Here is a 10,524-nt window from a genome sequence, read left to right as displayed (position 1 = left end):
TGTTTAATACCTAAGATTATTCATACTTTTGCTAAGTCTCTGATTAACTCAGCCCTGCTGGGTCATTTTGCATGGCTTAGTCTAAACTCCAGTTATAAACTTTCCTGCCCACCTACTTACACTCTTTTTATCTGAATGCAATTATCTATTAGTTGAGTTTGTTAGCCTAAACTTTGCTAGCGGCTTTTTGATGCTGCTTTTGTTTGCGGCTCAAAGCTATACCAAAACTGGTGACTGTCAATAAACCCAAGATACTTGTAGGTTCGGGAACGGTCTTAGAATTATAGGTGAAGTTATCTAAAACAATTTGTGTGCCAGCACCTTCATATCCTGCATTAATGCCACCAGAGGAGGTAAACTTCAAACTGTCAATGTCAAGGAAGTCAAAGTTAAACTGAGTAGGGGATGTAGTATCTACAGTTACTGTCGTTGCATACTTAGTTATTCCATCGGAAAAGCCCTCTACTAGAATATTTAAGCCATTGCTCCAAGCAGCTGTGAGATAAACACTGTTAAAGTCAAATTGACCACCGTCAATACTTACACTACTTACCGTGGCAGGATCACCAAATAAATTGTAAGCAACATTTGGTGATGAAACTGTTCCAAAGATATAACCAGATGGGTTAATTTGGTAGGTTGGAGTAGTCAGATAATAAAAGTTATCCCAATTCAATCCTCCATAGCCGTTTGGAATTTGATTGCCGTCAAATTCAGTAGTCACATCAAGATCGTCAAACGTCAAAACAAGCCCTTGAGCCTCTCCTGTACCCAGTGTTCCTGCTGCAATAGCAGTAAATGCTGCTATGCTGCAAACCTTCAACAACTCTTTTCTGACAGCTAATATGGTCATTAAACTAATTCCTTTGAAAAGGTAAATGTTTGCTAGAACTCAATCCAAAAAGACACAACTGACAGACAAATAATTGCTCACTCTGTGGCAATTAAAAACAGCTATCAATATAACTTCAGTGTTAAATATCGCTTGCGTATTCAATATCTAGGAGTAATTACTTGTTTTCCGCAAATTCCAAAGTGAATATACCTGAACAAAAAAACATTTTCAACAAATCATTACCTAGATTTATGAAAACTTTAAGATATATTTTTTGATAAAAATCTTTTAAGATGCAGTTAAAAGCAAGAAATAATCTAGTTATTATTCACCTAAATCAAAAAAATATATAAGATTTATGTGAATTTTATTTAGCTAAAAATAATTTTTTGTATTCTTAAATACATATTTTTTTGTTGAGAAGAGGCAAAAAATAAAGGTGAGCTATGCTCACCTGACTTTGTTACTTATACAATCGAAATTTAGAAGTTACTTGCGACTACCCAACCACTTGGCCACTGCGATGTCGAGAATAAGCTGTTAAGCATTTAATTTGCACATTGAGATTGCAGAGGAGCAGGGGGCAAGGGAGAGGGTTTGCAGCTTTTATTACCATAAAAATGATGCGATTTAAATGATGATTAGCTTACCTGCCACCACAGGCGGTAGTTATCAATAGTCCTCCGATTAAAAAGAAAGTCTCCAATATTTTGTGACTTTACTGAAGCATAATCCTCTTTTTATCTCCGCAAAATAACTTTAAACAACAGATAGAATAAGTTGTGTATTTAAACTAACTTGATTAATATTTAATTAAATTGATTAACTTTGAATTTATAGAGGTTATTGCTCTAAGTTTATAAATTTATTTTGTAATGTAGAGACGTGATTAATTACGTCTCTACAAGATTTGTGCAAATCAAGCTAGTCCTTTATTTTTTAATGGTTGCTAAGTAGAAAATAAAGGGTTATAGCGTTGAATACTCAACAATCCATATTGTTTTGCAAAAATGGAATCCACCCCATTTATATCCCTAGAGTTTTTGCAAAATTATTATGAATTATTAGTCAATGTTTTTCTTGACGTTATCTTTTACGTCTTCAATTCCATGACGTACTTCGCTTTCAGCTTGCTTTGCTTTACCCTTGGCTTTATCTTCTGGATCACCAGTAACATTTCCTAATGCTTCTTGGGCTTTACCTTCAACATTTTTAGCAGCTGCTTTTGCGCGATCTTCTATGCTCATTTTGAACTCCTGATTTAATCAAAAATTTATTTCAAGGCTCTAATGTCAAGCTTTGAAATGCTTTGTTATTACCTTTACACAGTAACTTAAAGTTTTTGCTAAAGCCTTCCACCACAAGGCAGATTCAATAATTTGTAATTCATAATTCGTAATTCGTAATTAAGAAAGTTAGTTGTAGTAAGCATTCTGGCTGTTAGCTGAATATAAAATGAAGTAAGAAAAGCTTAGTTCTCTATGCTAAAAGACATAGAGAAATTGCAAATATTGTAATGTCTACTTTTGATTTTTTAGCTAAAAAAACCCAGTTCTGTACAAGAACTGGGTTAATAAAGTTATGGGAATATTTGTTGTCTAATCTAGAAAACCCATCAGGCTTTCAGAATTGTCAATCTCATTTGATGCTATTGGACGATTACCGAATGATGAATAGCCGTCAGAAATTGCCAATGAACTTGAGGCAATTGGACGAACACCAGAGAGGTTGATGCTTTCAACAACTTGGAATGTATTAGCACCAATTGGACGAATACCCATTGAGTTATAGGTTTCAACTACTTCCAAGGTACTGGTGCTAACGGGACGCACCCCAGCAATTGAGAGGTGTTCAGCAACTTCTAAGTCGCTAGCGCCTATAGGACGAATTGCAGAAATGGCCAGTGTTCCAGAAGCTCCCACTGGCAGTTCTTCCTCGACTTTATCTGCCTTCAAGCTCTGGTCTGGTTGATTTTCAACTTCCTCTGTAGCTTCCCCTGAAGACTTGGCATTGTTTTGCCGAGAACTGATTGCTTTGCCAGCGCTGCTAATAGCCATAAACGAAGACCTCTGGTTTGTTAATTGAATTTTACAATAATTAAGGAAAGATGAAATTTTTTCCCATATACTTTAGAGTTTAACCTTAAAAAACCTCACATAGATATAAGAATCTTTAAAACTGATACATAAGTAAATTTTAATTAATAAGTTTTGTAAAAAAACGTTACCATTTATTTAGTAGAATAAGCCAGCTACAATGGATACAGGGCGAAATCGTCACCATGATATAGGGTATTTTCAGCAAAACTGTATGACAGAATTTTGTCTTCAAGCTCCCTTTAGTCCCACAGGCGATCAACCACAAGCGATCGCACAACTTACTGCTAGTATCCAATCAGGCAACCGTTACCAAACTTTACTAGGAGCCACTGGAACTGGCAAGACATTTTCGGTAGCAGCAGTTATTGAGAAAATTGGTAAGCCTACCTTAGTTCTGGCGCATAACAAAACCCTGGCTGCACAGCTTTGTAACGAGTTGCGGGATTTCTTTCCCAACAACGCAGTGGAGTATTTTGTCAGCTACTACGATTATTATCAGCCAGAAGCGTATATTCCCGTTACCGACACTTATATTGAAAAAACGGCAGCGATTAATGATGAAATAGATATGTTACGGCATTCAGCGACGCGATCGCTGTTTGAACGTCGTGATGTCATTGTCGTTGCTTCTATCAGTTGCATCTACGGTTTAGGAATGCCAGCAGAATATCTGAAAGCTGCCATCCCCCTCCAGATAGGTATGGAAGTCAATCAACGCCAAATTTTACGGGATTTGGCAAATGTTCAGTATAGCCGTAACGACATAGAAATGGGTCGGGGAAAATTTCGTGTCCGGGGTGATGTATTAGAAATTGGCCCAGCTTATGAAGACCGAATAATTCGCGTCGAATTCTTTGGTGATGAAATAGACGCGATTCGCTATATTGACCCGGTGACAGGTGAGATTCTCAAGAGCTTGGAAGCGGTAAATATCTACCCAGCACGTCACTTTGTCACCCCAGAAGAACGATTAGAAGTAGCTTGTCATGACATTGCAGCCGAATTAAAACAGCAAAAACTAGACTTAGAACAAGCTGGGAAATTATTAGAAGCGCAACGTATAGATCAACGTACACGCTATGACCTAGAAATGCTACGTGAAGTAGGTTACTGCAACGGCGTTGAAAACTATTCCCGTCACTTAGCAGGAAGACAAGCTGGAGATCCACCAGAATGTTTAATTGATTATTTTCCTAAAGATTGGCTATTAATTATCGATGAATCTCACGTTACCGTGCCTCAAATTCGCGGTATGTATAACGGCGATCAAGCGAGAAAAAAAGTTTTAATTGAACATGGATTTCGTCTTCCTAGCGCTGCTGATAACCGTCCATTGAAAGCTGAAGAATTTTGGCAAAAGGTTAATCAGTGTATTTTTGTTTCCGCAACTCCTGGAACTTGGGAAATAGAAGTTTCTGAAGACCATGTAGTTGAGCAAGTAATTCGGCCAACTGGGGTGGTTGATCCAGAAATTTCTGTGCGTCCTACAGAAGGACAAATTGATGATTTGTTAGGCGAAATTAAAGATAGAGCTGACCGCCATGAACGAGTGTTAATTACCACATTAACCAAGCGGATGGCGGAAGATTTAACTGAATATTTGCAAGACCGCAGTATCAGGGTACGGTATTTACATTCTGAGATTACTTCTATTGAGCGCATTGAGATTTTGCAAAACTTGCGCGAGGGGAAATTTGATGTATTAGTTGGTGTGAACTTGCTGCGGGAAGGCTTGGATTTACCTGAAGTTTCCTTAGTAGCAATTATGGATGCAGATAAAGAAGGTTTTTTACGAACCGAGCGTTCCTTAATTCAAACTATTGGTAGAGCCGCGCGTCATGTCCAGGGACAAGCGATTTTGTATGCCGATAATATGACAGGTAGCATGATAAAAGCCATTGATGAAACAGACAGGCGGCGTGGTATTCAAACAGCACATAATCGACTGCATGGGATTACACCACAACCAATTGTCAAAAAATCAAGTAATGCGATTTTGGCTTTTTTAGATGTATCTCGGCGATTAAATGCAACTGACTTGAAAGTTGTAGATGAACATATAGATGAACTGCCATTAGAACAGATTCCAGGGTTGATTACTCTGTTAGAAGCGCAGATGAAAGAGGCGGCGAAAAAACTGGAATTTGAAGAGGCGGGTAAATTGCGCGATCGCATTAAACATCTGCGGGATAAAATGCTAGGACGTTAACGTGAATCTTATGCTCATGAATGTTCACCTCATTAGCGTCCAACTTGCCGCCAAGAAGCGATAATTGATAAGATGCCATTTACGTTTTAAGAGTGTGGTAGCCATGACTGAGTTACTTGAGCGTGCGATCGCGCAACTGAAAACTCTACCTGTTGCTGAACAGAATGCGATCGCTGCTCGTCTCCTTGCTGAGATAGAGGATGAGCAGAAATGGAAAGCTCAGTTTGAATCTACAACAGATGCTCAGTGGGATCGTCTAGCTGATATGGTACGGCAAGAAATTGCTGCTGGCGATATCACTGCTTTAGCTGACGTTTTTCCCTCTGAGCAATGAAGTCAAGTGTTACGAAGGTATTTCGCAAGAAACTTGATGAACTTCCTGCATCAGTTCAAGAGCAAGCTGTCAAAGCCTATGCTCTTTGGCGTTCAGACCCTTACCATAATAGTCTTCAGTTCAAACGAGTTAGCCAGCGCCAACCAATCTATTCGGCTCGTATTAGTTTAGACTACCGCGTTCTTGGCCTGTTGCAGGATGATCACATTTACTGGTTCTGGATTGGCGCACATGCAGAGTATGACGAGTTGCTTCAACGGTTGTAGCACCAGCAGCCTAACCTTTAGCGCGTAGGCGTAGCCCGTCGTAGACATCGCATTAAACATCTGCGGGATAAAATGCTAGGACGTTAAACGTGAATCTACTGAGTACTCAATTGGAGTGTGATTGAGGGGACACTGATGACCGATTGTTAATTGTAAATATCACGGCGATGCCCAACTTGATGAATTGTGATGAGTTGTGCTTCAGTATCAAAGGAATAAATAACTCGGTAGTCCCCAATTCTGAGTTTGAACAAACCGCTTAAATCAGCACTCAAAGGTTGAGGGGGAAGTCCTCAAAGTTCTCAGACAACCAGCGAATTTTACGCAGGATGCGCTCTTGAATAGTTGAGGTGAGAGTTTCAAACCCGATAGTCGCCTCTGATTTAAATTCGATCTCGTAGCTCATTACCAGGACAATCCCAGGTTTTTTGCTACTTCCTCAGCAGGGATTCCACGTTCTCCAGATTGAGTACGTTGTAGGGAGTCGAGTAGTTGCTGTTTCACTTCTGGCTTTATTTGTTTGCCTTCATCGGGATCAACCAATAGAGATTGAATCGTTTCGGCAACAGTTTCTTGAATAAGAAGCTTGAGTTCTTCGATGGTCATGTCTTTGACTTGCATAGGGGATGATGGTTAGTGAGAACTGCTCTTACTGTTTTACTTGCTATTGTTGCATATTGCGGCGATCGCGGCGGCGTAACAAACTGCTTGCACATCACATTAAACATCTGCGGGATAAAATGTTAGGACGTTAACGTGAATCTTATGCTGACCAATATTCGCCTAATTAGTGTTCAAGAATATCACCAAATGGCGGAAACGGGGATTTTTCATCCTGAAGAACGCTTAGAATTAATCGCGGGACAAATCATCAGAATGTCAGCAAAAGGAACTGCTCACGAATCAGCAATTACCCGCACAGAAAGGTTATTACGTCAACGTTTGGGTGACAAAGTTTTATTAAGAATCCAGTCACCAGTTCAACTTGATGATTATTCGGAACCAGAGCCAGATATTTCACTGGTGAAGCTGAATCCATTAGATTACGAGGATCACCATCCCAATGCTTCCTAAGTGTTTTTACTGATTGAAATAGCTGATTCCAGTCTCAAATACGATCGAGAAGTAAAAGCGATGGCTTATGCTAAGTCAGGGATTATTGAGTACTGGATTTTAGATGTGAATGGACGCAAGTTGTATATGTATCGTCTCCCTAGTCCAGACGGATATCACAGCGAGAGCATACTTGCAGAGGATGTGACAATTTCACCTTTAGCTTTTGTTGATTGTGCGATCGCTATTCGGGAATTGTTGCGAAAAGTTTAAATAATTTGTAATTTATAATAACGTGGAGAACTAAGTGACAGATAAAGAGCAGAGTAAGGCAGCATCGCAACAATCGCCTGATAAAGTTTTGATGTTACCTGCCGACACAAGCTTAATGGCTCGTGTCAAGCTCAAACCTGAAAAAGAGTTACAACTGGGTTCGTTTGTTCATAAGAGTCTCAGGGTCAAGGAAAGTGCATCTCGAAGTTTTATTGAGATCATAATCAGAGAAAATTTGTATATCAGTACAACTGGCAGAAATAAACTTAGAGATTGCCGATGTGAAATACCTGCTTTACCAGATCAATACGGAGATAGCGTTAATAACGCAAATACCAAAATTTCTTTAGCCTTTGAGTACGAACCTAATGAACTTCGTAGCCCCGGCGGTAGCGCCATAAATGAGGTTTACTTTCTTGATGACGATAATTATTGGAAGCCTTTGCGCGTTCTTAGAGATAAGAAACTACCAAATTTAGGCAAGCTAGATATTGAGGAAGTAAAAGCCTTTCTTCTTGAGAATCAAGATATTCTCGCTGAGATTCTCAAGAACAACATAACCAAAGAAGACCTCATCGCACTTGCCTACCGAAAAGAGCAGCTTAATATTTTTAATAACCTTCTGCATAATCCGTTTGATTTTGAAACTTACAAAGAGCAATTTGAGCTAAAAGGAGATGAAGCAGTATGGCAGCACTTCTTTGAAAGAAATACATGGATTTTTGGTTATGGACTGAATTACATATTTACGTCTCCTCTTAGTGATTTGAAACTGGAACAGGTTGTGCAAGGTTATTCATTATTTCAGAGTGGAAAGAGAGTAGATGCACTACTTAAAACTCGTGGTTTTATCAGTTCACTCTGCTTTGCTGAAATAAAAACTCACAACACACCTTTAATTGAGCCAGAAAGTTATCGCTCTGCTTGCTATTGCATATCACGAGAATTAGCTGGGGCTGTTTCACAAATCCAAAAAACAGTTCAAAAAGCAGTCACTAATATCCGAACTAAGTTAGAAGTGGTAACACAAGATGGTGATCCAACAGACGATGTTGCGTATCTTTATCAACCACGTTCCTTTATTGTTGTTGGCAGACTTGATGAGTTTCAAACATCCAAAGGAACTAATGAGGAAAAGTTTGGCTCCTTTGAGCTATTCAGACAGAATATTAACAATCCTGAAGTGATTACCTTTGATGAGTTGTATGAACGAGCAAGATTTATTATTCGCCGGGCTGAGAGATAAGTGTAAAAGCAAACAATTCGCTTACAGAGGATGTGCAGAGTCTTATTGTCTAGCATTCGAGTTTTTCGTCGCCACTGAACTGCAACGTTAGGTGACTTAGGTTATCCGTGGAGTCGCCTATTTATACCGCTAAGTGCAGTTTGAAACAGAAGACACCGAAAAATAAAATCCATTCCAGAAATTCCCCTAAAATTACAAGTAGGAGAACCTCTCAGGAGAAATCATGGCTATTGATGCAGAAATTTTACAAACACTAGATCAAATGCCAGAGCCACTTAAACAAGAACTCTTGCATTATGCCAAATATTTAGTTGAGAATTATTCAAAAACTGTTTTTCAGGAAAGTTTACAACAAAAAAAGCGTCGATCTGGCATCTTAGAAGGGACTTTTGTTTTACCTTTGCCTGATGATTTTGATGAACCTCTGGAAGTTTTTAAGGAATATATGGAATGAGTGGTTTCCGTTTAGATACTCATGCTTTTATCTGGTTAACTGAAAATAACTCCAGCCTTCCAAATCTCAGGAGATCGATCAATACGGCAGATACCGTTTATCTCAGTATCGCTAGTCTTTGGGAAATTGCCATCAAGTTGAACCTTGGTAAATTATCGCTTCAACGGAGCTATGAAACAATAGGTTCTGCGATCGACGCTTCAGATATTCTCATACTTCCGATATCTTTTGCCGATACAGTTCAAGTTCGGAATCTTCCGCTACATCATGGCGATCCATTTGACCGAATATTGATTGCACAGGCTATCGATCACTGCTTAGTTATTATTAGCAGGGATAAAAAATTCGATGCTTATTCTGTTCAGAGGATGTGGGAATAGTCATACCAAAAGAGAACGCCCCTTTTTGCTATCCTAAATCAAGTGAATCATTAAGAGATCGCGCCAATGGTTGCTTTACCCGACAACATTTTGATGAGTGCAGAGGAATATCTAGTTTGGGAACCTACCCAAGAAGAACGCTACGAGTATTGGGATGGCGAAGTTGTGATGATGAGTGGTGCTACACGCAACCATAATCGGATTTCTGCAAATTTCTTTAAGCTTTTAGATGATGCCCTAGCCGAGCGCACCTGCGAAGTGTACATTGTAGATGTAAAGGTGCAGGTAGAACCGGGGCAAAAGTATTTTTATCCAGATGTGGTGGTAACTTGCGATGAGCGAGACACTGATCCACAATTAGTACAATTTCCCTGCTTAATTATCGAAGTGCTATCACCTTCAACAGAAGCAGCCGATAGGGGAAAAAAATTTGCCAAATATCGCCAATCTCCAACCTTGCAAGAATATGTCTTAGTACAAGTAGCTCAACCGATTGTAGAAGTGTTTCGGCGCAACGAACAGGGAAAATGGGTGCTGTCGGAGTATAATTTGGGCGATATATTGCGGCTAGAATCGGTGGATGTAGAAATTGCGATCGCTAATTTGTACCGCCAAGTGCAGTTTGAAACTGAAGCAACCGAAAATTGACATGATAAGTTAATCTTTGAATTTCACGCTATCTCCACAAATGATTCGCATACAATGGTGAAAATTCTGAAGAAGTTGTAAATAGTTACACTTCCTAAAAGGCTAATTTTGGATTAAACCAGTTGTCTTATGCAAAGTATTCCATATCAATATCGACTGCTGATTTTGTTTTTGCTGATGAGTTTGGTTGTAGCGGTAGACTACTGGCGTAATCCAACAAAACCGACAAAACTTCGGGAATATTCGTTTTTGATCGTCTCCGGTTTAATTGGTGCTGGGTTTGGTATTGTTAATGATCAGATTACTTGTACTCTCTCACCCGCTTACTTTTATTACTTTAAAAATGTTCCTTATGGTTCTAGTTTTCGCTGGGAAGTCAGTGAGGTTGGATTTCAAGCAGGGTTTTTTGCTGGTTTTTTAAGTTACGGCATATTTCTCTTGGTTAATCAGAGACGAAAGTTACCTTTGTCTTATCGTCAATTACTTAAAATGGCGCGGTATCCCATTATTTGGGCAATTCTAGTTGCTCAGATCACAGGATTCATATTCTATTATTTTCAATTTCCCTTCTTTGCCGATCAGATTACGCCAGTCGTTCAGCCACCAGAAGTTTCCAGATTTATGTTAGTTTGGGGAATCCATATTGGACTTTACATCGGTGCAGTGTTAGGAATTGTGCATGGTATAGTAAATATTCGTCGAAGAGGGCAATATCTGTCGCTATAAG

At 39.2% G+C, this 10,524-nt stretch carries 14 protein-coding genes and 1 pseudogene; 9 read left to right on the top strand and 6 right to left on the bottom strand.

Annotated elements, in window-relative coordinates:
• Positions 1-166: 166 nt before the first annotated feature.
• The 3 genes from V7K69_RS03815 to V7K69_RS03805 all read right to left on the bottom strand — a co-directional run bounded on the left by V7K69_RS03815 (position 167) and on the right by V7K69_RS03805 (position 2,892).
• The gene (locus V7K69_RS03815; protein WP_335031556.1) at positions 167-853 is read right to left on the bottom strand and encodes a PEP-CTERM sorting domain-containing protein; all 687 of its coding nucleotides are present in this window, start codon (positions 851-853) and stop codon (positions 167-169) included.
• Between the two features lie 1,046 nt (positions 854-1,899).
• Complete coding sequence (locus V7K69_RS03810) at positions 1,900-2,082, bottom strand: CsbD family protein (RefSeq protein WP_099103871.1); 183 nt, start codon at positions 2,080-2,082, stop codon at positions 1,900-1,902.
• A gap of 351 nt (positions 2,083-2,433) precedes the next feature.
• Positions 2,434-2,892: a hypothetical protein gene (locus tag V7K69_RS03805; protein WP_335031554.1), complete on the bottom strand. Its 459-nt coding sequence runs from the start codon at positions 2,890-2,892 to the stop codon at positions 2,434-2,436.
• Positions 2,893-3,145: 253 nt separating this feature from the next.
• Between V7K69_RS03805 and uvrB the strand changes: the two genes are divergently transcribed.
• The 3 genes from uvrB to V7K69_RS03790 all read left to right on the top strand — a co-directional run bounded on the left by uvrB (position 3,146) and on the right by V7K69_RS03790 (position 5,743).
• Positions 3,146-5,143 (top strand): excinuclease ABC subunit UvrB, encoded by a 1,998-nt coding sequence (uvrB, locus tag V7K69_RS03800; protein WP_335031552.1) that lies wholly within the window; start codon positions 3,146-3,148, stop codon positions 5,141-5,143.
• 103 nt (positions 5,144-5,246) lie between these two features.
• A complete protein-coding gene (locus V7K69_RS03795) occupies positions 5,247-5,477 on the top strand; it encodes a hypothetical protein (protein WP_335031550.1) in 231 nt (76 codons plus the stop codon).
• Entirely contained in the window at positions 5,474-5,743 is a 270-nt protein-coding gene (locus tag V7K69_RS03790) for a ParE family toxin-like protein (RefSeq protein ID WP_335031548.1), read from the top strand. Before V7K69_RS03795 ends, V7K69_RS03790 begins: the two co-directional genes overlap by 4 nt.
• Before the next feature lie 146 nt (positions 5,744-5,889).
• On the opposite strand, the gene V7K69_RS03785 is transcribed toward V7K69_RS03790, so the two are convergent.
• From V7K69_RS03785 to V7K69_RS03775, 3 genes are read right to left on the bottom strand one after another with little or no spacing between them, the layout of a single operon-like run.
• Positions 5,890-5,997 (bottom strand): type II toxin-antitoxin system RelE family toxin, encoded by a 108-nt coding sequence (locus tag V7K69_RS03785; RefSeq protein WP_335031562.1) that lies wholly within the window; start codon positions 5,995-5,997, stop codon positions 5,890-5,892.
• Positions 5,998-6,014: 17 nt separating this feature from the next.
• Positions 6,015-6,149 carry a type II toxin-antitoxin system RelE family toxin gene (locus V7K69_RS03780; RefSeq protein WP_335031547.1) on the bottom strand — a complete coding sequence of 45 codons (135 nt, stop codon included), beginning with the start codon at positions 6,147-6,149 and terminating at the stop codon, positions 6,015-6,017.
• Positions 6,149-6,364: a hypothetical protein gene (locus V7K69_RS03775; RefSeq protein ID WP_335031545.1), complete on the bottom strand. Its 216-nt coding sequence runs from the start codon at positions 6,362-6,364 to the stop codon at positions 6,149-6,151. Before V7K69_RS03775 ends, V7K69_RS03780 begins: the two co-directional genes overlap by 1 nt.
• 144 nt (positions 6,365-6,508) lie before the next feature.
• On the opposite strand from V7K69_RS03775, the pseudogene V7K69_RS03770 reads away from it, so the two are divergent.
• The 6 genes and pseudogenes from V7K69_RS03770 to V7K69_RS03745 all read left to right on the top strand — a co-directional run bounded on the left by V7K69_RS03770 (position 6,509) and on the right by V7K69_RS03745 (position 10,523).
• Positions 6,509-7,069 (top strand): annotated as a pseudogene (locus tag V7K69_RS03770) (Uma2 family endonuclease).
• Positions 7,070-7,103: 34 nt separating this feature from the next.
• The gene (locus V7K69_RS03765) at positions 7,104-8,315 is read left to right on the top strand and encodes a Shedu immune nuclease family protein (RefSeq protein WP_335031543.1); all 1,212 of its coding nucleotides are present in this window, start codon (positions 7,104-7,106) and stop codon (positions 8,313-8,315) included.
• A 223-nt stretch (positions 8,316-8,538) separates the two neighbouring features.
• Positions 8,539-8,769, top strand: a complete 231-nt coding sequence (vapB, locus tag V7K69_RS03760; RefSeq protein WP_335031541.1) for a type II toxin-antitoxin system VapB family antitoxin — start codon at positions 8,539-8,541, stop codon at positions 8,767-8,769.
• Positions 8,766-9,149 carry a type II toxin-antitoxin system VapC family toxin gene (locus tag V7K69_RS03755; RefSeq protein WP_335031539.1) on the top strand — a complete coding sequence of 128 codons (384 nt, stop codon included), beginning with the start codon at positions 8,766-8,768 and terminating at the stop codon, positions 9,147-9,149. The genes vapB and V7K69_RS03755 overlap by 4 nt, the downstream gene beginning before the upstream one ends.
• 66 nt (positions 9,150-9,215) lie before the next feature.
• Positions 9,216-9,797 carry a Uma2 family endonuclease gene (locus tag V7K69_RS03750; protein ID WP_335031536.1) on the top strand — a complete coding sequence of 194 codons (582 nt, stop codon included), beginning with the start codon at positions 9,216-9,218 and terminating at the stop codon, positions 9,795-9,797.
• Between the two features lie 129 nt (positions 9,798-9,926).
• Positions 9,927-10,523: a hypothetical protein gene (locus V7K69_RS03745; protein ID WP_335031534.1), complete on the top strand. Its 597-nt coding sequence runs from the start codon at positions 9,927-9,929 to the stop codon at positions 10,521-10,523.
• Position 10,524 lies beyond the last annotated feature (1 nt).

This window comes from Nostoc sp. (assembly GCF_036917775.1).
Taxonomy (GTDB): Bacteria; Cyanobacteriota; Cyanobacteriia; order Cyanobacteriales; family Nostocaceae; genus Nostoc.
Note: the sequence above shows the minus strand (reverse complement) of the source record. Positions and strands in the feature narration are given on the sequence as shown.

What these genes read in the sequence shown, in the direction of transcription:
- V7K69_RS03815 (WP_335031556.1), bottom strand. Translation starts at nt 853, where the DNA reads ATGACCATATTAGCTGTCAGAAAAGAGTTGTTGAAGGTTTGCAGCATA.
- V7K69_RS03810 (WP_099103871.1), bottom strand. Translation starts at nt 2,082, where the DNA reads ATGAGCATAGAAGATCGCGCAAAAGCAGCTGCTAAAAATGTTGAAGGT.
- V7K69_RS03805 (WP_335031554.1), bottom strand. Translation starts at nt 2,892, where the DNA reads ATGGCTATTAGCAGCGCTGGCAAAGCAATCAGTTCTCGGCAAAACAAT.
- uvrB (WP_335031552.1), top strand. Translation starts at nt 3,146, where the DNA reads ATGACAGAATTTTGTCTTCAAGCTCCCTTTAGTCCCACAGGCGATCAA.
- V7K69_RS03795 (WP_335031550.1), top strand. Translation starts at nt 5,247, where the DNA reads ATGACTGAGTTACTTGAGCGTGCGATCGCGCAACTGAAAACTCTACCT.
- V7K69_RS03790 (WP_335031548.1), top strand. Translation starts at nt 5,474, where the DNA reads ATGAAGTCAAGTGTTACGAAGGTATTTCGCAAGAAACTTGATGAACTT.
- V7K69_RS03780 (WP_335031547.1), bottom strand. Translation starts at nt 6,149, where the DNA reads ATGAGCTACGAGATCGAATTTAAATCAGAGGCGACTATCGGGTTTGAA.
- V7K69_RS03775 (WP_335031545.1), bottom strand. Translation starts at nt 6,364, where the DNA reads ATGCAAGTCAAAGACATGACCATCGAAGAACTCAAGCTTCTTATTCAA.
- vapB (WP_335031541.1), top strand. Translation starts at nt 8,539, where the DNA reads ATGGCTATTGATGCAGAAATTTTACAAACACTAGATCAAATGCCAGAG.
- V7K69_RS03755 (WP_335031539.1), top strand. Translation starts at nt 8,766, where the DNA reads ATGAGTGGTTTCCGTTTAGATACTCATGCTTTTATCTGGTTAACTGAA.
- V7K69_RS03750 (WP_335031536.1), top strand. Translation starts at nt 9,216, where the DNA reads ATGGTTGCTTTACCCGACAACATTTTGATGAGTGCAGAGGAATATCTA.
- V7K69_RS03745 (WP_335031534.1), top strand. Translation starts at nt 9,927, where the DNA reads ATGCAAAGTATTCCATATCAATATCGACTGCTGATTTTGTTTTTGCTG.